Origin of the sequence: Superficieibacter sp. HKU1 (assembly GCF_029319185.1) — a bacterium.
In the GTDB taxonomy this organism is placed as follows: Bacteria; Pseudomonadota; Gammaproteobacteria; order Enterobacterales; family Enterobacteriaceae; genus Superficieibacter.
Genome location: NZ_CP119754.1, coordinates 1,461,295 through 1,485,586, shown reverse-complemented (window position 1 = coordinate 1,485,586; position 24,292 = coordinate 1,461,295). Strand labels below are relative to the sequence as shown.

At 60.5% G+C, this 24,292-nt stretch carries 19 protein-coding genes; 6 read left to right on the top strand and 13 right to left on the bottom strand.

Translation table 11 applies throughout. The features are described 5' to 3' along the window. Positions 1-38: 38 nt before the first annotated feature. Positions 39-1,238 carry an S-methyl-5-thioribose kinase gene (gene mtnK / locus P0H77_RS07135; protein WP_276164207.1) on the top strand — a complete coding sequence of 400 codons (1,200 nt, stop codon included), beginning with the start codon at positions 39-41 and terminating at the stop codon, positions 1,236-1,238. 33 nt (positions 1,239-1,271) lie between these two features. Here mtnK and P0H77_RS07130 read toward each other — a convergent pair whose 3' ends face one another. From P0H77_RS07130 to P0H77_RS07115, 4 genes are all read right to left on the bottom strand, one after another. Next, a complete protein-coding gene (locus tag P0H77_RS07130; RefSeq protein ID WP_276164206.1) occupies positions 1,272-2,516 on the bottom strand; it encodes an LVIVD repeat-containing protein in 1,245 nt (414 codons plus the stop codon). A gap of 80 nt (positions 2,517-2,596) precedes the next feature. Then, on the bottom strand, positions 2,597-3,661 hold the full coding sequence (locus P0H77_RS07125) for a sugar ABC transporter substrate-binding protein (protein WP_276164205.1): 1,065 nt from the start codon (positions 3,659-3,661) through the stop codon (positions 2,597-2,599). Between the two features lie 21 nt (positions 3,662-3,682). Next, entirely contained in the window at positions 3,683-4,678 is a 996-nt protein-coding gene (locus P0H77_RS07120) for an ABC transporter permease (protein ID WP_276164204.1), read from the bottom strand. After that, positions 4,675-6,177 (bottom strand): sugar ABC transporter ATP-binding protein, encoded by a 1,503-nt coding sequence (locus P0H77_RS07115; RefSeq protein ID WP_276164203.1) that lies wholly within the window; start codon positions 6,175-6,177, stop codon positions 4,675-4,677. Before P0H77_RS07115 ends, P0H77_RS07120 begins: the two co-directional genes overlap by 4 nt. 163 nt (positions 6,178-6,340) lie before the next feature. On the opposite strand from P0H77_RS07115, the gene P0H77_RS07110 reads away from it, so the two are divergent. Then, complete coding sequence (locus P0H77_RS07110) at positions 6,341-7,429, top strand: oxidoreductase (RefSeq protein WP_276164202.1); 1,089 nt, start codon at positions 6,341-6,343, stop codon at positions 7,427-7,429. A 109-nt stretch (positions 7,430-7,538) separates the two neighbouring features. On the opposite strand, the gene P0H77_RS07105 is transcribed toward P0H77_RS07110, so the two are convergent. The 7 genes from P0H77_RS07105 to entC form a co-directional block, all read right to left on the bottom strand. Further along, positions 7,539-7,736: a YbdD/YjiX family protein gene (locus P0H77_RS07105; protein ID WP_176919712.1), complete on the bottom strand. Its 198-nt coding sequence runs from the start codon at positions 7,734-7,736 to the stop codon at positions 7,539-7,541. Positions 7,737-7,793: 57 nt separating this feature from the next. After that, a complete protein-coding gene (gene cstA / locus P0H77_RS07100) occupies positions 7,794-9,899 on the bottom strand; it encodes a pyruvate/proton symporter CstA (RefSeq protein ID WP_276164201.1) in 2,106 nt (701 codons plus the stop codon). A 190-nt stretch (positions 9,900-10,089) separates the two neighbouring features. Next, entirely contained in the window at positions 10,090-10,503 is a 414-nt protein-coding gene (gene entH / locus P0H77_RS07095) for a proofreading thioesterase EntH (protein ID WP_276164200.1), read from the bottom strand. 2 nt (positions 10,504-10,505) lie between these two features. Then, a complete protein-coding gene (entA, locus tag P0H77_RS07090) occupies positions 10,506-11,261 on the bottom strand; it encodes a 2,3-dihydro-2,3-dihydroxybenzoate dehydrogenase EntA (protein WP_276164199.1) in 756 nt (251 codons plus the stop codon). Then, the gene (locus P0H77_RS07085; protein ID WP_276164198.1) at positions 11,261-12,118 is read right to left on the bottom strand and encodes an isochorismatase; all 858 of its coding nucleotides are present in this window, start codon (positions 12,116-12,118) and stop codon (positions 11,261-11,263) included. The genes entA and P0H77_RS07085 overlap by 1 nt, the downstream gene beginning before the upstream one ends. Positions 12,119-12,131: 13 nt before the next feature. Continuing rightward, entirely contained in the window at positions 12,132-13,742 is a 1,611-nt protein-coding gene (entE, locus tag P0H77_RS07080; RefSeq protein ID WP_276165067.1) for a (2,3-dihydroxybenzoyl)adenylate synthase EntE, read from the bottom strand. Positions 13,743-13,751: 9 nt separating this feature from the next. Beyond that, positions 13,752-14,927 (bottom strand): isochorismate synthase EntC, encoded by a 1,176-nt coding sequence (gene entC, locus P0H77_RS07075; protein ID WP_276164197.1) that lies wholly within the window; start codon positions 14,925-14,927, stop codon positions 13,752-13,754. 180 nt (positions 14,928-15,107) lie between these two features. Here entC and fepB point away from each other — a divergent pair, with 180 nt between their 5' ends. Further along, a complete protein-coding gene (gene fepB, locus P0H77_RS07070) occupies positions 15,108-16,067 on the top strand; it encodes a Fe2+-enterobactin ABC transporter substrate-binding protein (RefSeq protein WP_276164196.1) in 960 nt (319 codons plus the stop codon). 3 nt (positions 16,068-16,070) lie between these two features. Here fepB and entS read toward each other — a convergent pair whose 3' ends face one another. Beyond that, complete coding sequence (gene entS / locus P0H77_RS07065) at positions 16,071-17,321, bottom strand: enterobactin transporter EntS (protein ID WP_276164195.1); 1,251 nt, start codon at positions 17,319-17,321, stop codon at positions 16,071-16,073. Between the two features lie 144 nt (positions 17,322-17,465). Between entS and fepD the strand changes: the two genes are divergently transcribed. From fepD to fepC, 3 genes are read left to right on the top strand one after another with little or no spacing between them, the layout of a single operon-like run. Further along, positions 17,466-18,473, top strand: coding sequence for a Fe(3+)-siderophore ABC transporter permease (fepD, locus tag P0H77_RS07060; protein ID WP_276164194.1), 1,008 nt, complete (start codon positions 17,466-17,468; stop codon positions 18,471-18,473). Next, on the top strand, positions 18,470-19,462 hold the full coding sequence (gene fepG / locus P0H77_RS07055; RefSeq protein ID WP_276164193.1) for an iron-enterobactin ABC transporter permease: 993 nt from the start codon (positions 18,470-18,472) through the stop codon (positions 19,460-19,462). The genes fepD and fepG overlap by 4 nt, the downstream gene beginning before the upstream one ends. Next, a complete protein-coding gene (fepC, locus tag P0H77_RS07050) occupies positions 19,459-20,265 on the top strand; it encodes an iron-enterobactin ABC transporter ATP-binding protein (RefSeq protein WP_276164192.1) in 807 nt (268 codons plus the stop codon). Before fepG ends, fepC begins: the two co-directional genes overlap by 4 nt. A 135-nt stretch (positions 20,266-20,400) precedes the next feature. On the opposite strand, the gene entF is transcribed toward fepC, so the two are convergent. Continuing rightward, positions 20,401-24,285: an enterobactin non-ribosomal peptide synthetase EntF gene (gene entF, locus P0H77_RS07045; RefSeq protein WP_276164191.1), complete on the bottom strand. Its 3,885-nt coding sequence runs from the start codon at positions 24,283-24,285 to the stop codon at positions 20,401-20,403. Positions 24,286-24,292: the final 7 nt, after the last annotated feature.

Genomic DNA, 24,292 nt, shown 5'->3' with positions numbered 1-24,292 from the left:
TGAATGGCTTTAATCAAAAAGAATAAAGGAGTAAGGCAATGTCGCAATATCAAACGTTCAGCGCCGAAGACGCCGTAGCGTATGCGCAGGAATTTGGCGGGCTGGAAAATCCGTCAGCGCTGGTCGGGGCGCAGGAAGTGGGCGACGGCAACCTTAATCTGGTCTTTAAAATTTTTGATGCGCAGGGCGTGAGCCGCATTATTGTGAAGCAGGCGCTGCCCTACGTGCGCTGCGTGGGCGAATCCTGGCCGCTGACCCTCGACCGCGCCCGGCTGGAGGCGCAGACCCTGCGCGAGCATTATCAGCACAGTCCGCAGCACACGGTAAATATTGTGCATTTCAACCCTGAGCTTGCGGTGATGGTGATGGAAGATCTCTCCGACCATCGCATCTGGCGTGGGGAATTGATTAAAGGGGTGAACTACCCGCAGGCTCCGCGCCAGCTGGGTGACTATCTGGCGCACACGCTGTTCCATACCAGCGATTTCTGGCTGCATCCGCACCATAAAAAAGCGCAGGTAGCGAATTTTATTAATCCTGAAATGTGCGAGATCACCGAGGATTTGTTCTTTAACGATCCTTATCAGGTTCATGAGCGGAATAATTATCCGCCAGCGCTTGAGCAGGACGTGGCCGCACTGCGCGACGATGCGCCGCTTAAGCTCGCCGTCGCCGCCCTTAAGCACCGTTTTTTCTCCCACGCCGAGGCGCTGCTGCATGGTGATATCCACAGCGGCTCCATTTTTGTCGCCGAAGGCAGCCTGAAGGCGATAGACGCCGAGTTCGGTTTCTTCGGTCCCATCGGTTTTGACGTTGGCACCGCCATTGGCAATTTGCTGCTTAACTTCTGTGGCGCGCCGGGGCAGCTCGGCATTCGCGATGCCGCCGCCGCTCGTGAGCAGCGTCTGGCCGATATCCGCGAAGTATGGACGACCTTTGCCGAACGTTTTCAGGCGCTGGCGGTGGAGAAAACCCGTGACGACGCGCTGGCCTATCCGGGCTATGTTTCACAGTTCCTGCAAAACGTCTGGCACGATGCGGTGGGGTTTTGCGGTACGGAATTAATCCGTCGCAGCGTGGGGCTTTCCCACGTGGCGGACATTGACACGATCCCCGATGAGGAAATGCGTCACGCCTGCCTGCGTCACGCGATTACCCTCGGTAAAGTGCTCATTGTGATTGCCGATCGGATTGAGAACGTGGACGCGTTGATTGCGCGGGTAAGACAATATAGCTGATCGCGCAGCCCCTCCCTTTCAGGGAGGGGTGAGTTATCCCCGGTACTCAATCACCGACAGCCCGCCGTTATAATCGGTGCTGTAGATAATCCCTTGTGCGTCCACGAACACATCACAGGACTGGATCACCCGCGGTCTGCCGGGCCGCGTATCCATCATCTTCGCTGGCGCGGCAGGCACCAGCGCCCCCGTTTCCACCGGGCGATACGGGTCCGAAATATCATATGCCCGCACGCCCGCATTTTGATACGTGGCAAAAATCAGCGTCGAGCTGATGAAACTGCCGGGGCGATTTTCGTGCAGGTTATGTGGACCAAAATGCGCGCCTTTCGCCACATAATCCGCGTCTTTCGGCTGCGGGAAGGTGGAAATGCTCACCGGATTCGACGGTTCACGGATATCAAACAGCCAGATCAGCTTTTCGCCATCCTGCTGATTATCCAGCACCGCTTCGTCCAGTACCACCAGCAGGTCGCGGTCCGGCAGCGGCAATGCGGTATGGGTCCCGCCGCCAAACGGCGGGCTCCAGTTGCGGTGGCTGATGAGCTTCGGCTGCGTGCGATCTTTCACGTCCAGCAGCGTCAGGCCGCCGTCGCGCCAGCTTGCGTAGGCGGTATCTCCGGCAATAATCGCATGATGCAGGGCATAGCGTTTTCCTTCGGGCCACGTCGGTTTTTCGCCTGCCGCCGGATTCATGCCCGGTAACCACCAGCGCCCCGCCACTTCCGGTTTACGCGGATCGGCCAGATCGATGGTGAGGAAAATATAATCGGTAAAGCCGTCGATCAGCGCCGAAACATAGGCCCAGCGTCCGCCGACGTACCAGATACGATGAATGCCGATCCCGCTGAGCGACAGGAAGCCGATCTCGCGAGGCTTCTCGGGCAGCGAAATATCAAACACGCGCAGCCCGGCGCTCCAGCCTTGGTCCTGTACATCGCTGACCGTCTCGCCCACCTGGCGGGTGTAGTAGACTTTCTCATCGGCAAAGCGGGCATCGGCGAACAGATCGCGGGCGTTAATCACCAGCAGCAGATCGTCATGCGCCTGAATATGCACGTTCCAGGTGCCCGGCGGCGCGGGAACATAGCCCGCTGCCCTGGGGTTTTTCGCATCGCGCACGTCGACTATCGAAAATCCCTGCGACACCATATGGCCAATATAAGCATAACCGCGGTGTACCATCAGCTGCACGCCGTCGGGGCGTCCGCCCTGATCGCTATGGCCGATCAGCCGCATATTGCGGCTGTAATCGGGGGTAGGTAAATCATTCGCCATCGTCCCTCCTTCTGCCGGATGGCGGCGTCGCCTTATCCGGCCTCTACATTCATCCGACTAACTAATCCGCGCGTCAGGCGTTATTTATTCTTCGCTTCCAGCGTGGCGAACCACGGCGCAATGAAGTCCTGGGTCTGGCCCCAGCCCGGAATGATTTTGCCCAGGCCCGCCACGTTGACCGCCCCCGGCTGGCTGGCCAGCAGCGCCTGCGGAATCGTCGCCGCTTTAAAATCATAGGTGGCAGGCGTCTGCTCACCGGCAATCTTATTGGCGATCAAGCGCATATTCGTCGCGCCAATGAGTTTCGGATCGACCGCCACGCTGACTTTCCACGGACTGCCCGCTTCGCGCATCAGTTGAAGGTCCTGATTGGAGATATCAATGCTGTAGAGTTTGATTTCGGTGCGTCCGTTCTCTTTCAGCGCTTTATAGGCCCCCTGACTGAAGGCATCCCAGGTGCCCCAGATGGCGTCGATTTGTCCTTTCGGATACTTCGCCAGCACCGCGCCGACTTTATTCGCCGTGTCGCCCTGTACGTCGGATGAGACCGCGCCGATAGACTCCAGCTCTTTAATCCCCGGATTCTGTTTCAACAGTTCCTTATAGGCCGCCTGGCGACGCTCCATCGGCGGGAAGCCCGCGACCCACAGCTTGATAATATTGGCTTTACCGTTGAAGTCCTTGACCAGTTGACCAAACGACAAATTGGTCAGCGAGGCATCATCCTGCTGGGTGACCGTCACGCCCGGAATGTCGCCGTTCACCGCGGTATCAAAAACGGAGACCTTAATTCCGGCCTCCACCGCTTTTTTGACCAGCGCAGTAGCGTAAGGATCGCGCCCCTGCGAGAGAATAATGCCGTCATACTTCTGGCTAATCGCCTGATTCACAAAGTCCTGGAATTTGGCATCGTCGCCGTTGCTGAGGAAGGTGCTGACCTTAAAGCCCAGCTTTTTACCTTCAAGGATCGCGCCGGAAACAAACTGGGTGGTATTGTCATCCGATCCCAGATTGCGGATCACCGCAATACGGATCGGCCCCTGATGTTCAGCGATGGCTGCAGGAACCGGTGCCGGCGCGGCGGCATACCCCGGAATCGCGCTGACGACACTGGGCGCCAGCAGTGAAAGCATTATTTTTTTCATCTCTCTGTTTCCCCTGAATGATTAACGTCGCTGGAAGTAAGTCAATGCAAGAGCGCCAGCCAGCACCAGCCCCTTAATAATGTCCATGGCGTAATACGGTACGGAGAGCATCACCAGCCCGTTGGAAAGCACGCCCAGAATCACCGCGCCGACCAGCGTGCCCAGCGCATTGGGCTTTCCGGAGCCGGCCAGCGAAAAACCAATCCACGCGGCGGCCACGGCATCCATCAGATAGCCGCCGCCGGCATTCACCTGTGAAGAACCGATGCGCGAGGCCAGCAGAATGCCGCCCAGACCCGCGAGTAAGGAGGCGATAAGGTACGCCGCCACTTTATAGCGGGTAGTGCGAATTCCTGACAGGCGCGCCGCCTCGGCATTGCCGCCGATGGCATACATCCGCCGCCCATGGGTGGTGAGTGACAGGCCGAGCTGCGCCAGCACCGTGACCACCAGCATAATGATCACAATGGTCGGTACCTGTCCGAGCAGGCTAAACGCCTCTGGGATCGTTCCTTCCGCCATTTCGCCGCCCGGCAGCACCATGTTTTCGGTGATGGAGCCGCCGTAGCTGTAGGTCATCGCCACGCCCTGGATCACAAACAGGCTACCGAGGGTGGCGAGCATGTCGGGAATGCGCAGCACCACAATCAGAAAGGCGTTAAACAGCCCGACCAGCAGGCAAAGCGCCAGCGTGGTCAGAATCGCCCCGGTGGTGCCGAAGCCGTGCCAGACAAACAGCGAAACCACCAGCGCGTTCGCCAGCGATGCCGTCGAACCGACCGAGAGATCGAACCCGCCCACGGTAAGCGAGATCGACACGCCAACCGCGATCACCGTGACAATCGCAATGGAGCGCAGAATGTTGATGATGTTGAAAGGATCGAGAAAATTATCCGATGCCAGGCCAAAGATGGCGATCAGCGCCACCACGGTCAGCAGCATGCCCCACTTATAGAGAAAATCGAAAAATTGCTGACGGGGTGATGCCGTCGCGTTTACTGAAAGGGCTTTGCTCACGCCGCCGTTCCTCCGGTCGAGTAATAGAGAAGCGTCTCTTCGCGGGCGTCCTCGCCCTGAATTTCCGCCACGATGCGCCCGTCCCAGAGCACGCAAATCCGATCGCACAGCCCGACCAGCTCGCTAAATTCGCCCGAGGCGTAAATCACGCCCCGACCTTCCCGCGCCAGGCCGTCGATCAACTGAAAAAGATCCGTTTTGGCTTTAACGTCCACGCCTTTGGTCGGCTCGTCAAAAATCAGCACGCTGGCGTTGCCGCGCAGCCATTTGCCGATGGCGACTTTTTGCTGGTTACCACCGGATAAGCGCCGCAGAAGCTGCCCCGGTCCGCTGGTTCTGACCCCGACGCGGGCGATCGTCTCCTGCGCCCAGCGCCACGCCTGACGATGTCCGAACAGGCTCCAGCGCGAAAAGCTGTTATCCGCGCTGACCGCCAGATTCATGGCCACAGACTCATCGATAAAAATCCCCTCTTTGCGCCGTTCTTCCGGCACCAGCGCCAGTCCGCGCGCGACCGAATCCGCCGGATCACGGGGACGCCACGGCTGGCCGTTCAGTTCCCCCCGTTCGCTGCGGCTTTTCGTCGCGCCGAACAGCGCTTTACACAGCTCGGTTTTTCCCGCGCCCGCCAGCCCGGCGATGCCGAGAATTTCCCCCTGGCGCAGGCGCAGCGAAATATCTTTCAGCAGGGTTGCATCATGCAGGCCATCAACGCCAAGCAGGATCTTATCGCCGCACGGCGGACGCCGCGGCGGGTAAATATCGCTCAGTTCATGGCCCAGCATTTTCTCCACGATGGCATCGGCGCTTAACGCCGCCATCGGCCCGCTCTCGATCAATCTGCCGTCGCGCAGCACGGTAAGGGTGTCGCAGATGGCTTTCAGTTCGTGGATACGGTGCGAAATAAAGACCACCGCGATCCCCTGCTGCTGCAGGCGGCGCACCACCGTAAACAGGCGCTCGCTTTCATGGCGATCCAGCGGCGCGGTGGGCTCATCAAGGATCAAAAAACGGCAGTGATGAGAGAGTGCCCGCGCCAGCAGAATTTGCTGTTTCTCCGCCAGCGAACAGCTTTCAATGGTCCGCCGCACGTCCATCGTCACATCAAGCTGCGCCAGTGCAGCGCGTGCCTGACGGCGGACCTCGCCCCAGCGGTAGCGATGACCCGGCTCAGCCAGCGCATCGAGCATAATATTTTCCGCAATACTCAGGCCGGGGATCAGCGCCACGTCCACTTCCTGCTGCACCAGATGAATGCCGAGCCGTTTAGCATCAATCGGCGAACGGATAGTCACCACCGAATTATTAATGGCAATCTCGCCCTCATAATGGTCCCAGGTACCCGACAGCACCGCCATCAGCGTTGATTTTCCTGCGCCGTTTGCCCCGGTTAAGGCATGTACCGAGCCGCCTGTCAGGGTGAAATTCACCTGGTTGAGGGCCTTAACCCCCGCAAAGGCCAGCCCGATCCCCCGCATCTCAAGACGATTGGCTTTCATCGGCTGCGGCTCCCCGTTATTAATGTTTTGATTTAGCGTATATTTCCTGCGAACACCTTGACTGGCAACGACATAAAAGGCATAACATAAAACAAAATATTATTAGCCATCCGGATGTCCAGACATAACATCAGGTTAGCGATTACGCATAAGGACAACACTCATGAGCAACACTGATATTCGCGTCGTTCCCGGCCCCGCCAACTATTTTTCCCATCACGGCTGCCTCGCGCGACTGGCTGATTTTTATAGCGATGAGCAACTTTCACGCGCGTTCTGGATTTATGGCGAGCGGGCCATTGCTGGCGCGCGTCCTTTCCTGCCGGAGGCGTTTGACGCCCCCGGCGCAAAACACTGCCTGTTTACCGGCCACTGTAGCGAAGCAGACGTGGCCCGGCTGGCGCAAACCGCAGGCGACGATCGGGCAGTGGTGATCGGCGTTGGCGGCGGCGCATTGCTGGATACCGCCAAAGCGCTGGCGCGTCGCCTCGGCCTGCCGTTTGTGGCGATCCCCACCATCGCCGCCACCTGCGCGGCCTGGACGCCGCTTTCCGTCTGGTATAACGATGCGGGTCAGGCGCTACAATTTGAACTCTTCGACGACGCTAACTTCCTTGTACTGGTCGAGCCGCAGATTATCCTCAACGCCCCGGCGGAATATCTGCTGGCGGGGATTGGTGACACGCTGGCGAAGTGGTATGAAGCGGTGGTGCTGGCCCCGCGGCCGGAGGAACTGCCGCTTACGGTGCGCCTTGGCATCAACGGCGCGCTGGCGATCCGCGATGTGCTGTTAGCGCAAAGCGAGCAGGCGCTGGCCGATCGGCAGCGCGGCGAGCTGACTCAGGATTTTCGTGATGTAGTGGATGCGATTATCGCGGGTGGCGGCATGGTCGGCGGCCTGGGCGAGCGCTATACCCGCATCGCCGCGGCGCACTCGGTGCATAACGGCCTGACGGTATTGCCGCAAACCGAGAAATTCCTGCACGGCACGAAAGTGGCTTACGGCATTCTGGTGCAAAGCGCGCTGCTGGGTCAGGATGATGTGCTGGCGCAACTTAATGCTGCGTATCACCGTTTTCATCTGCCTACCCGACTGGCCGAGCTGGAAGTGGACATTAACAATCGCGAGGAACTGGACCGGGTGATTGCCCATACCCTGCGCCCGGTAGAATCCATTCACTTCCTGCCGGTCACCCTAACCCCGGAAACCCTGCGCGCCGCCATCGAAAAAGTCGAATTTTTCGGCCGTTAACCTCCGTTTGTTGCCCGCCTCTGTCGCCTGACGGAGGCGTTGGCGACGTCATTCCTGATGTTGTGCGATATCTGCTACTTCTGTGGCTGTGCCGGGGAGCAAATCCGCCCTAGCAGCACTTCATGCCGCCTTTACCGCCGTAGCGCGCGTCCTGGCGTTCGCGGAAAAATTCCTCATAGGTCATCGGCGTCTGATCCGGATGCGTGATGCGGATATGCTCAACGTAGTTGTCATAATCCGGCACGCCGATCATCATTTTCGCCGCCTGCCCCAGATATTTTCCCGCTTTAGAAAGGGTATCAAACATAGCAACTCCATAACGTCATCCCTCCCCCGATTGAGGGAGGGACGCTTCAGAAAGAGATCAGTGCGCGCCTTTTGACTGCGCGACGATCTGGTCCAGATTCTCCGGCATCGGCTGGTACGGCGTTTCTTTTGCCGTCACTCCATTCTGCCTCAGCGCCGTCATTGCGGTTTTGATGGAGAACAGCGCCAGCACCACGACCACCACCATAAAGAAGATGGTCAGGCCCGCGTCAAGACGGTTGTTAAACACCAGTTGCGCCAGCTGAGACTCCGTATACTGCGACGGAATATTGCCGCTGTCTATCATCGCCTGGAACTTATTGGCGATGGCAAGGAAGCCGACTTTGGCATCCGGGCTGAAGGATTTCTGCCAACCGGCGGTGAGGGTACAAATCAGCAGCCACGCGGTAGGCACCAGCGCGACCCAGGCGTAACGCTGACGCTTCATCTTGAACAGAACCACCGCGCACAGCATCAGCGCCATCCCCGCCAGCATCTGATTGGCGATACCAAACAGCGGCCACAGGGTATTAATGCCGCCCAGCGGATCGACCACCCCCTGATGGAGGAAATACCCCCACGCCAGCACGCACAGCGCCGTCGCCAGCAGGTTAGCAGGCAGCGAATCGGTACGCTTGAGGCCGGGGGCCATCACGCCCAGCAGATCCTGGAGCATAAAGCGCGCCGCGCGGGTCCCGGCATCCACCGCCGTCAGGATAAACAGCGCCTCAAACAGAATGGCAAAGTGATACCAGAAGGAGACATCCATCAGGCCGCCGAGCGCGCCGTGCAGGATATAGGCCATCCCCACCGCCAGCGTCGGTGCGCCGCCTGCCCTGGAGATAATGGACTGCTCGCCAACCTCGTTAGCAATATGCGCCAGCGTCTCAGGCGTAATGCTAAAGCCCCAGCTACTCACCACCTGCGCGGCCGACGCCACCACGTCCGCCGTACCTGCCGGAGCCAGCACCGCCATCGGGCTGTTCATCGCAAAGTAAACGCCCGGATCGATAATGCACGCGGAAACCAGCGCCATGATGGCCACAAAGGACTCCATCAGCATACCGCCGTAACCGATAAAACAGGCCTGCCCCTCATTCGCCAGCATCTTCGGCGTGGTGCCGGAGGAGATCAGCGCATGAAAGCCCGACACCGCGCCGCAGGCAATGGTAATAAACAGGAACGGGAAGAGATTCCCCGTCCACACCGGCCCGGTGCCGTCAATGAATTTGGTCATGGCAGGCATGGTCAGCGTCGGACGCATGATCAGAATGCCGATCGCCAGACCAATAATGGTGCCGATTTTGAGGAAAGTAGAGAGGTAATCGCGCGGGGCCAGCAGCAGCCAGACCGGCAGTACCGCCGCCACAAATCCATAGCCCACCAGCATCCAGGTTAACTGGATCCCGGTAAAGTCGAAGTACGGTGCCCAGGTTGCGCTTTCCGCCACCCAGCCGCCGGAAATGATGGCGAAAATCAGGAAAAACAGGCCGATGACCGAGACTTCACCAATCCGGCCGGGGCGCAGATAGCGGATATAAATCCCCATAAACAGCGCCAGCGGAATGGTAAAGGCGACGGTATACGTTCCCCACGGGCTGTGGGTCAGCGCCTTGACCACAATCATCGCCAGCACCGCGAGGATGATCACCATGATCATAAAACAGGCCACCAGCGCGATAATTCCCGCCGTCGCGCCCATTTCCTCTTTCACCAGCTCGCCCAGTGAACGCCCGTCGCGGCGGGTAGAGACGAACAGCACCATAAAATCCTGTACCGCTCCCGCCAGCACTACGCCCGCGAGGATCCAAATCATCCCCGGCAGATAACCCATCTGCGCCGCCAGCACCGGACCGACCAGCGGACCTGCGCCTGCAATCGCCGCGAAATGGTGGCCGAAGAGTACCTTTTTGTCGGTGGGCACATAATCCAGCCCGTCGTTATAACGCACGGCCGGGGTCATGCGCGTTGGATCTACCGCCAGCACTTTGCGGGCGATAAAAAGTCCGTAGAAGCGATAGGCGATGAGATAAATGCACACGGACGCGACCACAATCCACAGCGCGTTAATCTGCTCACCACGATTGAGGGCAATAAAGCCCAGAGCAAATGCGCCCACAATGGAGAGCACTGCCCATATGAGGTATTTCCCTGAATTGTTCATAGTTGTGTTCCGCTGCCTCAGCCAGAGAGATGTTACATTTTGTTTCTAGAGCATTTGGCAGGATTTAACAACTGTGAAACACTGGAGATCTGAGGTAAAACCGTTTATTTACGTGACAATGTTAACGGGATCACTTTAGGGCGGTAAAGGAGTGAAACGGGTGCGGGTGCTATCTTCGCAATAGCCACCGTCATCCCAGCACCGCCGTACTCAAACGGCAGGTGCAGCAACGTCTTCCCTGCTCGTCGAAGACCACGATCTCCCAGCTCTGATGCTGACGGCCGAGATGCAACGGCTGGCAGACGCCGCGCACTTTCCCCTGCGATACCGCGCGGTGATGCGAGGCGTTAAGTTCCATTCCTACCACGCACTGACCGTCGCGGGTCATCAGATAACCGGCCATCGATCCCAGCGTTTCCGCCAGCGCCGCCGAGGCACCGCCGTGCAGCAGGCCGAACGGCTGATGGGTGCGGGTATCCACCGGCATGTCGGCCTCCAGCATATCATCGCCGATGCGGGTATAGACGATACCGAGATGCGCCACCATGGTGTTCAGGCTGGTGGCGTTGAGTTCATCCAGGGTTAAATGGCGTTTCCAGATCATCTTCAGGCTCCAAGCGTTGAACCGCCGTCCACCACGATATCCTGAAGCGTGATATGGCTGGCGAGATCGGAGGCAAGAAACAGAATGGTACTGGCAATCTCCTGCGGACGGGCGATCTTGCCGAGCGGAATGCCGAGCTTGTACTGCTCGCCAAAACCGCGAATGCGCTGCTGTTCCGCGTCGTCGCTGACCCACAGCGTACGCTGCATGTCGGTATCGGTGGAGCCCGGCGACACCAGGTTACAGCGCACGCCGCTTGCCGCCAGCTCCAGTCCCACCGTCAGGGCCAGGCTTTTCAGCGCGGCTTTAGACGCGCCGTAGGCGCTCATGCCGATACGTGGCGTGTGCGCCGCATCGGACGCCACGGTGACTATCGCCCCGCCTTGCTGACGGCGAAACTGCGGCATGGTCTGCCGGAACAGATTAAACGCGCCGCCGACGTTGACGGCAAAGGTCTGCTGCCAGTCCTCAAGGCTGAGGCCATCCGTTGGCCCCATGCGCAAAATGCCCGCCGCGTTGACCAGCACGTCCAGCCGATCGCAGGCGGCCAGCAGACGCTGACACACCTCAGCGACATGCGCCGCATCCGCCACATCCAGCGTTTCGGTGGCGAAAGCGTACTCACCCTGCGGAAACGTTATATCGAAGCCGGTGACCGTTGCGCCCGCCTCAACAAATGCCTGCGCCGTGGCATAACCAATGCCTTTACCGGCTCCGGTCACCCACACCGTTTTACCGCGAAAGTCAAAACCGGGCATCACTTCACCTCGCGGGACAGCAGCGCCCACCAGGCATCCAGGGTGGGGTTTTTCGCCAGCATCACAAAATCAATATCGCCATGGACTTTCCGCCAGCGCGCCGCCAGCGCCATCATGCGCACCGAATCCAGCCCGTAGTCGATCAGGTTTTCGTCATCCAGCGGTTCATCGGATTCATCCAGCAGCGGCAGGATCAGCGCACGCAGGGCGTCTTTACTCTTCGGCACTGGCGCAGGCAACAGTTCTTCGGTCATGACTACGCGTCCCGAGCGCCCTGCAACGTAGTTCAGCGCCATCAGGTGCTCCTCGCGGCTGAAATCAGCCAGCGCGTCGGCGACCATAAACGGCTGAATATCGCGCATAAAGGCGTCGGTGGCGGTGGTCATGCAGCCGATATGAGCATAAACCCCGGTGATGATCAGCTGATTGCGTCCCGTGGCCTTAAGCTGCGCTTCCAGCGGCGAGCGATGAAATGCGCTGTAGCGCCATTTCACCAGCACGGTGTCGCTTTCATCCGGGGCCAGCGCGTCGACGATTTTTTGCTGCTCCGGCGAACGGGTCAGCCCCGGCCCCCACATATCATTGAGCAACGCGCGATCTTCAGCGCTCTGCTCTTTCGGCTGGGCGGTGTAGTACACCGGAATATTGTGCTGTTTGCAGTACTGGCGCAGCGCGGCGATATTGGCGACCACCTGCTCCATCATCGGGCAGTTATCGCCCCAGAAGCTGATGAAATAATCCTGCATATCGTGGATCAGCAGCGCCGCCCGTGCGGGATCAACGGACCAGCTGACTTTGTTATCCGGCATATCGCTGGCGGTGGGCAGCGCGTACGCCTGTAGTTTTGGAATGGCCATGACTTTCTCTCCTTCAGACCGGCGAACGGGACGCCAGCCATTGACGCAACTGTTTTTTATCCACTTTACCGACCGGGGTGAGCGGCAGCGCGTCTACGCACTCCACGCGATCCGGCAGTTTGTATTCGGCAACGCCCTGCTCACGCAGGAAACGGCGGACCTGTACCGCGCGCAGCGGCGCGTTAACCACCAGCCACGCGCAGCTTTTTTCGCCCATCAGCTCATCTTCCATACTGACCAGCGCGGCCTGGATCACCGACTCGTGACGCAGCAGCAGGTTCTCGATCTCTTCGGCAGCGATTTTTTCGCCGCCGCGGTTGATCTGATCTTTTTCCCGGCCCTGCACAGTGATGTAGCCCTGCTCATCAATCGCGATCAGATCGCCGGAGCAGTAAAAGCCATTTTCATCAAAGGCGCTGGCGTTGTGCTCCGGGCTTTTGAAATAGCCGCGAAAGGTATACGGGCCACGGGTCATCAGACGGCCTGTTTCGCCGCGCGGCAGCGGATTGCCGTCGGCATCCGCCACCCACACTTCATCGTCCGGGCACATCGGGCGGCCCTGGGTGTTGAGAATGCGATCCAGCGGATCGTCCAGCCGGGTATAGTTGACCAGCCCTTCCGCCATGCCGAAGACCTGCTGAAGCTGGCAGCCAATCTCCTGCACAATGCGCGCCGCAAGCGTTGCGGGCAGACGCGCCCCGCCGACCTGAAGCAGCTCCAGCGAGGCGAGTTGAGCCTTACTGCCATCGTCCTGTAGCGCCTGTAACCACAGGCTTACCGCAGGCGGCACCAGCGGTACCACCGTGATGCGATGCTTTTCAATCAGCGGGAAACAGAGCGTAGCGCTGGGATCGGCGGCCAGCACCACGGTGCCTTGCGCCAGAAACACGCCGAGCGCGCCGGGGGAACTGATGGCGTAGTTATGCGCCGCCGGAAGCGCGCATAAAAAACGGGTCCGCTCGCTAAACTGACAGATTTCATTACTGCGCCGCACGCTGTAGTAATAGTCGTTATGGGTACGCGGGATCAGTTTCGGCGTGCCGGTCGTGCCGCCGGAGAGCTGGAAATACGCCACCTCGTCTGCCGGTGACGGCGTGGCGATAAAATCGTCTGCCGGGTGTGCAATGGCCGCGCCGAGATCGTGTTCGCCCTGATGATGACGTAGCAGCACCACCCGGACGGAGTGGCAGTCGGCCACAAACTGATTCAGAAACGCATCGCTGGCAAACAGCGCGTGCTCACGGTCGGCCACGATCAGCGCTGGTTCGATTTGTGCGGCGTAGGCGGTCAGTTCCGAGCGCTGATGGCTGAACAACGCCATCACCGGCGCGACGCCCAGCTTCAGCAGCGCGAAGAAGGTAATATAGAGTTCGACCACGTTGCCAAGCTGTACCAGCGCGGTCTCTCCAGGCTTAATCCCCTGACGCTGTAATGCGGCGGCCAGATTATCCGAAGCCTGATGGAGCTCGCGATAGCTGACATGGCGCTCGCCGTCAATGACCGCAATGCTATCGCTCTGCGCATGGCGGGTCAGAATGTCGGTCAGCGGCAGATCCTGCCAGTAGCCTTTTTCACGATAGCGGCGAGCTAAATCGTCTGGCCAGCGGGTAAAAGGAATACTCATCATCGTTCCTTACTGTAAGCCGAAGACGTTCAGCATCGTAGAAAGCTTGGTGCCGGTTTCTCGCCACTCCGCGACGGGAGACGACGCGGGAACAATCCCCGCCCCGGCAAATAACCGGATTTGATTCTGATACAGCCGGGCGCAGCGGATCGTCACAACCCACTCGCCGTTACCTTCATCGTCACACCAGCCGACGATGCCGCCAAACAGCTCGCGGTTAAACGGCTCCAGTTCGGCAATCAGTTTCTTCGCAACCTGATGCGGGAAGCCGCTCAGCGCTGGCGTCGGGTGCAGCAGGCAGGCCAGCGACAGCGCGTTTTCCTGCGCGTCACACTCGCCGGTTATCGGCGTGCCCAGATGCCATAACGTTGGCGTAGTGATCAGCTGTGGCGATTCCGGTAGCGTCAAATGGCGGCTGCGCGGTGCCAGCACGGTTTTCATCGCCTGGGTCACCAGATCGTGCTCGTGGCGATCTTTTTCCGAGGCCAGCAGCTTATTGCCCGCTTCGCGATCCAGCACGTCATCCGGCTGACGCCGTGCTGAACCGGCCAGAGGCAGCGAGTTAAACTGGGTGCCTTCTTTACGCAACAGCAGTTCCGGGCTGGCCCCCAGCAGGACGCCGCCGTCGCTGAGCGGCAGATGGAAGTTGTAGCTGGCCGGATTCTGGGCAATCAGACGCTCAAGTAATTCACCGCTGTTAACCGGCGCATCGGTGGCAATCTCAATCAGGCGGGATAAAACGACTTTATCAACCTCAGGCGTGGCGGTCAGTCCGGCGGCGCGGGCGACCATCGCCATAAATTCTTCCTGCTCCGGGATCTCGCGGCGCGCGGTGATATTCAGCGGCGACTGCTGCGCAGCGTAGCGCGCGGAGTGCTGTTTCTCTTTACGGGAGAACGTTTCATGGCGCTCGGGAATAAACAGTTCGCTGGGCTGGGTGGTATCGAACGGGATCGCGCCGACCATCACCGGCTTTTCGATTCCCGCCGCTTTTGCCTGGGCAAACGCCTTCGCCAGCGCCTGCTGGAATGCGCCGTGCGCAAGGTCTCCCCCTTCGGCGGGCGCATTCACCCGCGTAAAACAGCCGGTCGTCGTGAAACTGCGGAACGGCGACATAAAAAGAAAGCGATCGGCGCTTAGCGTCGCCTTTGCCTGCTGAAGCTCTTCAGCCAGTGACGTTTCCATATTCCTCTCCAAAAACGATAAAGATAATAATTATCATTATATTTTGGCTCGCTAACCTAAAAGCAAAAATGCCCTGTGTCAACCGCCAGGGATAGCATCTTGTGCGGGTAAGGCTTGCATCCGCATGAGGCAAAGCTGAAAATGAGAAGCATTCACCACAATAATACAGGATACCGTTCCGTGAATTTTCTCTCTTTACGGCGCAACGCGCTGCTGACGCTGTGCCTTTTTCTTTTCGGAGTAACCTCAGTGCTGGCGGCTGACTGGCCGCGGCAGATCGCCGACAGCCGCGGTAGCCAGACGCTCGATCACAAGCCGCTGCGCATTGTCTCTACCAGCGTCACCCTCACCGGTTCCCTGCTGGCGATTGATGCGCCGGTGATCGCCAGCGGGGCGACCACCCCGAATAACCGCGTCGCCGACGACCAGGGCTTTTTACGCCAGTGGGGCAACGTGGCAAAACAACGCCAGCTCGCGCGCCTGTACATCGGCGAACCCAGCGCCGAAGCGGTGGCAGCGCAAATGCCGGATCTGATCCTGATTAGCGCCACCGGCGGTGATTCCGCGCTGGCACTTTACGACCAGCTTTCGACGATTGCCCCGACGCTGGTCATTAATTACGACGATAAAAGCTGGCAGGCGCTGTTAACCGAACTGGGCCACATCACCGGCCAGGAAAAACAGGCCGCCGCCCGTATTGCCGAGTTCGATCGCCAGCTTGCGACCGTCAAACAGCAGATGAAACTGCCGCCGCAGCCGGTCAGCGCGCTGGTGTATACCGCCGCGGCCCATAGCGCGAATCTGTGGACCGCCGACTCAGCGCAGGGCAAGCTCCTGCAACAGCTCGGCTTTACGCTGGCGACGCTGCCTGCCGGGCTGTACACCAGCCAGAGCCAGGGTAAACGCCACGACATTATCCAGCTCGGCGGCGAAAATCTGGCGGCGGGCCTTAACGGTCAGTCGCTGTTCCTCTTTGCCGGCGACCAGAAGGACGCCGACGCGATTTACGCCAATCCGCTGCTTTCCCATCTTCCCGCAGTGCAACATAAACAGGTCTGGGCGCTGGGCACCGAGACGTTCCGCCTTGATTACTACAGCGCGATGCTGGTGTTGCAGCGTCTGGCGTCACAATTTAAATAAGCATTAGCTGCCGGTGGCTTCCACGGAGGGAGGCGACTGGCGAAAGCGCCGCAATTCGTTCAGCACCAGCAGCAGCACAGCGCCTGTCGCCACCAGCGCAAACCCGCTGACGCTGGCAGAGGTCGCGGGCGTCATAATGGCACCGAGTCCCCCCAGCAGCGCCGCGCCGATGGCATCGCCGGTGACGTTTTGCGCCGTCCATAATCCGTTGATGCGACCCAGCATACTTTCCGGCGTCTGGGTCTGGATCAGCGTATATTGCAGCAGCGAACTGATGGCGCTCAGCCAGCCGAACAGCGCCAGGCACAGCGCGCCCAGTATCCAGAACGGCATCAGCGCAAACAGGCCAATCGCCAGAAACGATCCCACTGTAGTGGCGAGCATAATCAGCCCCGGTCGCTCGCGCTGCGCCAGTCTGCCGCTGGTCAATGCGCCCAGTGCCGCGCCCAGCGGGATGGCGGCATATAATAACCCTATTTGTCCGGCGGACATGTGCCAGTTAATCGCCAGCGCCGGATACAGCACCCGCACGGCGCTTGCCATGGTCAGTAACCCGCCGAGCAGCGCAATACCGCCAATCAGCGGACTGCGGAGTAAAAACTGAAAACCAGCCACCAGCGATTTCAGCGGATGTTCGCGCGGCTGCGGCGGAGGCGGCAGCGCAGGCAGGCTCAGCAACGGCAGCAGGGTAATGAAGGTGCCTGCCGCCGCCAGGCCGTAGTTCCACGCCACGCCGCCGCTCGCCAGCAGGATGCCGCCCAGCATTGGCGAGATCACCGATCCCAGTCGCACGGTCAGCATGGTAATCGCCCCGGCCTGCATCAGATTTTCCCGCCCGACCAGCGCAGGCGTTGCCGCCAGCAGCGCGGTGACGCCGAGCGAGGCGAAAAAGCCGTCCCATAAACCTAATAAATAGATCGCCACCAGTGACGGCTCAGGCAACAGCGCATTAAGGCACAGGCCGATAAAGCCGATACCGCAGGTGCCGCGCGCCAGCAGGATCACTTTTTTGCGCTCATAGCGGTCGGCCAGCACGCCGCCGACCATCAGGCCAATAAACATCGCGCTGCCGGTTAACGTGACGGAAAGTCCGACCTGCCAGGTAGAATGGGTCATCATCTGGATTTGCACGGGGACAGCCACGCCCAGCAAACCAAGCGAGAGAATAGAAATAAAGCGGGCGAGAAAAACGGCGCGAAAAGCAGGATGTGTCTTTAGCAGGCTTAAATTCAGTAGCCAGGATTGTCGGTTCATTACGGTGCCTGTACGTAATGCATTCTCCGGCAGAATGCATTGTGATTGATTTTGTGTATACCCATTCTGTCGCCGCACATGCTACCATAATCAAATAAGATCGATAACGATAATTACTATCATTATCATGCAATGGAAGCTGTTATGTCGCACTCCCCTTCCCTGGTTCGGGCCATTGCGCTACCGGGACTATTGATATTATTGCTGGCCGCCGCCGCCCTCAGTTTGCTCACTGGCGCGAAACCCTTGCCCTTTACCGTGGTGGTGGATGCCCTGACGGGAACCTGCCAGAGCGCCGATTGCACCATCGTCCTTGACGCGCGCCTGCCGCGCACCCTTGCCGGACTGCTGGCTGGCGCGGCCCTCGGACTGGCGGGCGCGCTAATGCAGACCCTTACCCGCAATCCGCTGGCCGATCCCGGCATTCTCGGCGTCAACGCCGGTGCCAGTTTTGCTATCGTGCTGGGTGCCGCCCTGCTCGGTATCGCCTCCCCACAGGAGCTGCTCATAATGGCGTTTTGCGGCGCGCTGGCGGCGACGCTGCTGGTCGCCTTTACCGGCAGTCAGGGTGGAGGGCAGCTCAGCCCGGTTCGCCTGACGCTGGCGGGCGTGGCGCTGAGCGCCGTGCTGGAAGGCCTTTCCAGCGGCATCGCATTGCTTAACCCGGACGTTTACGATCGGCTGCGTTTCTGGCAGGCAGGGTCGCTGGATATTCGCACCCTGCAAACCCTGAAAGTGGTGGTTATTCCGGTCATGATTGCCGCCGCTGCGGCGCTGCTGCTCAGTCGTAGCCTGAACAGCTTAAGCCTCGGCAGCGATACGGCAACCGCGCTGGGCAATAAAGTCGCACGTACCCAGCTCATCGGTTTGCTGGTCATTACCGTCCTGTGCGGCAGCGCGACGGCGGTCGTCGGCCCGATTGCCTTTATCGGCCTGATGATGCCGCATCTGTCCCGCTGGCTGATGGGGGCCGATCACCGCTGGTCCCTACCCGCCACGCTGCTGGCGACGCCCTCGTTGCTGCTGTTTGCTGATGTTCTCGGACGGCTGCTGGTGCCGGGTGAACTGCGGGTTTCGGTGGTCAGCGCGTTTATCGGCGCGCCGGTGCTGATCTGGCTGGTTCGCCGCCGCCAGGCGGGAGGTCTGCGATGAACGCGCCTTCACGCCGTCTGATTTTCTGCTTTTTCATTCTGCTGGCAGCCAGCCTGCTGCTGGCCCTGTGGAGCCTGTGCAGCGGTGCGGTGACGCTGCAACCTGCTCAGGTGCTGGCCGCGCTGTCTGGCGATGCGCCGCGCAACATTGCGCTGGTGGTCAACGAATGGCGGTTGCCGCGCGTGCTGATGGCGCTGGTGACCGGAGCCGCGCTCGGGGTAAGCGGGGCGATCTTCCAGTCGCTGATGCGCAACCCGCTCGGCAGCCCGGATGTGATGGGCCTGAACACCGGCGCCTGGAGTGGGGTGCTGGTGGCGATGGTGCTTTTTGGCCAGCATCTGACCGCCATTACCCTGGCAGCGACGATCGGCGGCATTCTGACCGCGCTTATCGTGTGGGCGCTGGCGTGGCGCAACGGCATTGAAACCTTTCGTCTGATTATTATCGGCATTGGCATTCGCGCCATGCTGATGGCCTTTAATACCTGGCTACTGCTGAAGGCGTCGCTGGAGACGGCGCTGTCCGCCGGATTATGGTACGCCGGGTCGCTCAACGGGCTGACCTGGGCCAAAACCTGGCCTGCCGCGCCGCTGATTTTCATTATGCTGGCCTGCGCCACCCTGCTGGTACGGCGGCTGCGGCTGCTGGAAATGGGCGACGATACCGCCTGCGCGCTGGGGATCAGCGTTGAGCGCTCCCGCCTGCTGCTGATGCTGGTCGCGGTCCTGCTGACCGCCGCCTCCACCGCCCTCGCCGGACCGATCTCCTTTATTGCCCTGGTCGCGCCGCACATTGCCCGCCGCCTCAGCGGCACCGCGCGCTGGGGCTTAACCCAGTCGGCGCTGTGTGGCGCGCTACTGCTGCTGGCCGCAGATTTCTGCGCCCAGCGCGTTTTCCTGCCCTACCAGCTTCCGGTGGGCGTGGTCACCGTCAGCCTCGGCGGTATCTACCTCATCGTGTTACTTATTCAGGAGTCACGCAAAAGATGACCGACACCTCAACCCGCCTGCACGGCGACACGTTGACCCTGGCCTACGGCAAAAAAACCATCGCCGAATCGCTGAGCGTAGCGATCCCCGACGGTCATTTCACGGCGATTATCGGCCCGAACGGCTGCGGCAAATCCACGCTGCTGCGCACTTTAAGCCGTCTGATGACGCCGACGCACGGTCAGGTGTACCTCGACGGCGAGCAGATCCAGCGCTTCGCCAGTAAAGAGGTGGCGAAACGCATCGGCCTGCTGGCGCAGAATGCCACCACGCCCGGTGATATTACCGTACAGGAACTGGTAGCGCGGGGACGCTACCCGCACCAGCCGTTGTTTACCCGCTGGCGTCAGGAGGATGAACTGGCGGTCACCCGTGCGATGCAGGCCACCCGCATTACTGATTTAGCCGGGCAGAATGTCGATACCCTCTCCGGCGGCCAGCGCCAGCGGGCATGGATTGCGATGGTGCTGGCCCAGGAAACCGCCATCATGCTGCTGGATGAGCCGACTACCTGGCTGGACATCAGCCATCAGATTGAGTTGCTGGAACTGCTGAGCGAGCTGAACCGCGAGAAAGGCTACACTCTGGCGGCGGTGCTGCACGATCTCAATCAGGCCTGTCGCTACGCCACGCATTTGATTGCCCTGCTGGAAGGCAAAATTGTCGCCGAGGGCGCGCCCAAGGAGATCGTCACGGCGGAGCTGATTGAGAGGATCTACGGCATGAAGTGCGTGATTATCGATGACCCGGTAGCGGGAACGCCGCTGGTGGTACCGCTGGGGCGAAGGGGTGTGCAGGAGTAAGAAGCGATCTCAGGCTGTTGCCGGACGTTATACTGTGGAACCATGCCTGGCAGCGCTGCGCTTGCACAGGCCTACAAATTTCGAATAACCTTTTGATATTGCTGTTTTTCATTGCCGGGTCTCCCCGGCAACTTTTTACCCCGAAATCTCCCTCAACACCGGCCCTATCGACTCAAACGCCTGCGGCGTAATTATCTCCACGTGGGCGCAGTCCTGGCGGTACACGTCCAGCTCGCCGACCCACGGCGACCAGGCGCGGTGCGGGTCCATGCCTTTTGCCAGCGTGCGTTCGGCGACGAATAGCGTGGCTTTGCCATCAAAGCGCGCGCTGTGCGCGGTGGTAAGCAGGCGTACCGCGTCGGCGTAATTACCTTCGATGGCCGTGAACAGCTCGCTGGAACCCTGCCCCTGCTGAGCGGCGATAAAGGCTTCGCGTTCGCGGGCGATTTCCGCCAGTACCTCAGGATCCAGCCCGTTGGCCTCTTTTTCCGCCCAGTTCTGCGTTTCCGGCGGCCAGGTATCGAGCAGGCCGAGGAACGCCACCTCCTCTCCCCTTTGCCGGAGCCGGGCGGCAATACCCTGCGCCAGCGTTCCGCCGAGCGAGTAGCCAAACAGGTAGTACGGACCGTGCGGCTGCTGCGCCAGCAGCGTGGCAAGATGATGTTCGCAAACGTCATCCAGCGTGTCCGCCGTCGCCATCGGACCGTGCGGACGCGGCGACTGGATGCCGGTAATTGACCAGCGCGCCGGGAGATAGCGCGACAGCACGCTAAACTGCCAGGCGAAGCCGGACGCCGGGTGGAAGCAGAACAGTGTCGGGCCGTGGCTTTCACGCAGCGGCAGCAGCGGCTCGTAACCCAGCCGCGAAACCTGTTCATCGCCTGAAGCTGCATCCAGCAGCGCGCTCAGTTTACCCACGGTTGACGCGACCATAATCTGCCCCGGCGTAACCTCGCGGGCAAACTGGCGGCTCAACTGTGCCGCCAGCCGCATCGCCAGCAGCGAGTGGCCGCCGAGGGCGAAGAAATCCGCGTCCACATCATTTACCTCACAGCCTAACAGCTGTGAAAACGCGTGCGCTACAGCCATCTCCGTGCCGGGAAGCGGCGCGCGGCGCGGATTTTTTGCCGACAGCACTGGCAGCGGCAGCGCTTTGCGGTCCAGCTTGCCGTTGGCGCTGAGCGGTAATTCGCTCAATGGGATCAGCACGACGGGCACCATATGCGGCGGTAAACGTTGACGCAGCTGTTCAGACAGCGCGTCAGTCTCCTCGGGCAGTCCGGACTCAAACACCAGATAGCCGACAAGCTGGCGGGCATCGCCGCCCACGGCCGTCGCCTCGTTAAATACGCAGGCATGGGCCACGGCCTGTGCCACTCCCGGCAGCGACTGCATAACGCGGTCGATCTCGCCCAGCTCAATACGCTGGCCGCGGATTTTCAGCTGGTCGTCGCTGCGCCCCAGATATTCCACCGCGCCGTTATCCAGCCAGCGGGCGACGTCGCCCGTGCGGTACATCCGATCGCCGGGGGCAAAGGGATCGGCAATAAAGCGGCTGGCGGTGAGATAGGGACGTCCCAGATATCCCTGCGCCAGCTGGATGCCGGTGAGGTAAAGATCGCCCGCCACGCCCGGCGGCACCGGGCGCATCATCGCATCCAGAATGCGCAGCCCGGTATTCCAAACCGGCCAGCCGATCGGCACGCTGTTCCCCTGCACCGCCGCCAGTTCCGGCCCGTACGCCGGATACCAGCTCACGTCCACCGCCGCCTCGGTAGGGCCGTAAAGGTTGTGCAGCGGCACGCCGGTAAGCTGTTCCCACTCGCGACACAGCGCGGTGGGCAGCGCTTCTCCGCTACAAAATACACGCCGGAGGGACTGGCACCGTTCGGCGGCATCGGTGGGATCCAGCGAGGCAACAAACGCCGCCAGCATCGATGGCACAAAGTGGGTGGTGGTCACGCCGTAGTGCGCAAAGAAACGCTGCATGGCGAGCGGATCGCGATGGGCTTCAGGCTCTGCCATCACCAGGCTTGCGCCCGCGATAAACGGCCAGAAGAACTCCCACACCGAGACGTCGAAGCTGCACGGCGTTTTCTGCGCCACCACATCGTCGGCGCTCAGCGGATAATGATCCTGCATCCACAGCAGGCGGTTAACGATGGCCGTCTGCCCTACCATTACGCCTTTCGGGCGTCCGGTGGAGCCGGAAGTAAAGATGATATAGGCGGTGTGCTCAGGGCGTGAAAGGCGCAATGGCGGCGCGTCCGACGGCGGCAGCGGCGCGTCATAGCAGATCGTTTGCAGATCCGGTAAATCGCTGAAGCGGTGGCGCTGATCGTCCGAAGTTAACAGCAGCTGCGGACGGGCATCCTCCAGCATCATGCGCAACCGCTCGTCCGGGTAGCCGGTATCCAGCGGTAGCCAGGCCGCGCCTGCCTCCACGATGGCGTGCAGCGCGAGCGTTAAAAATACCGAGCGCGGCAGGGCGACCGCCACGCTGTCGCCGGGTTTTACCCCGTTCTCGCGCAGCATCAGCGCCAGCGCCGTTACCTGCTGGCGCATTTCGCGGTAGCTAAGCTGATACTGCGCATCGGCCAGCGCTGGCGCGTCCGGCGTTTGGTGCGCCTGCGCTGCCACCAGCGCGCTTAAGGTAGTCAGCGGCAGATCGCGCGCGGTATGGTTAATCCGGGCGATCCGCTGGCGTTCCTCAGCCGAAATCAGTTCTGCCTCGCCGCAGCGCAACTGTGGAGAAGCGGCAAACTGGGTGAGCAGCGCATCAAGCCGGGCGACATGCTCGGTCAGGCTCGCCTCGTCATAGCGCTGTTGATTAGCCAGCACTTCCAGCGACAGCCCACCCTCCTCATCCGGGAACAGCGCCAGTTCGAGATCGTTCACCGGACCGGTTGCCAGCGTATGGGTGGTCGCCGTGATGCCGTCGAGATCCAGCTGATACTCAAAAACTTTGATATTAAATACCGGGCCAAACAGCGGCTCATCACCCGCAGCACGTCCACTGTCGCGGAGAATTTGCTCGGCGTCATAACGCTGGTGGCGACGCATTTTTTTAAGCTGCCCGGCAAGACGCGTCGCCAGTTCGGGCAGCGTCTCAGCCGGATCGATAGTCACCGCCAGCGGCAGCACGTTCAGCACCGGTCCGGTGGCGGACAGCGCCGCCGAACCCATCCGCCGCATAAAGATAAACCCGGCGGCGTAATCGTTGCGTCCGCACAGTCGTCCCAGCCACAGCGCGGCCAGCGCCAGAGCGAGATCCGCCCGCTGGCAGTGAGGCGCGGCGGCGGCAAGCTGATTAAACGCCATCCGGCTCGCGCTGAGCTTCAGGCGCAGAATGTCAGTACTCGCCGCCCTGCCCGGCAGCGGTGCCGGAGAGAGGGAAGCGGGTGCAGGAAGCTGGCGGCGTTGTTCCGCCCAGAATTGTGCATCGCGCGTCCGGGCGTCGCTATCGCGATAGCGTTGGTACTCCTCCACCACTTCAGCAAAGGGGGTAAAGGGCGATTCGGGCGTGGGTTCGCCCCGCTGCCAGGCGCGATAAATCGCCGCAATCTGGCGGGTGATGGCCGGAAAACTAAAGCCATCAACCAGCAGGTGATGATAGCGCTGATACCAGTACCAGCAACGATCGCCGACCTGGATAATCTGGTGACACACCAGCGCATTACCGCTATCCGCGCGCAGATTCTGGTGTAAATCCGCCTGCATTTGCGCCAGCGCGGCCTGGTGCGGATCGGCCTGCCCGCGCAGATCGCGTAACGCGGGGAGCGAAAATTCGGCCTGCTCATCGACCCACTGCCAGACGTCGCCCTCGTCTTCCGTAAAGCGCATGCGCAGGGTGTCGGCCTGCATCATCCCGGTAATAATCGCCTTTTGCAGCAGGGCGGCGTCCAGTTCGCCGTGGAGTTCAACGTAGTGCGCCACGCTCCAGGCGTTCGGCAGCGTGGAGAGTTTTTCAGCCATCCAGATCCCAGGCTGAGCGGCTACCAGCGGCAGACGGAGGGTCATAACAAAT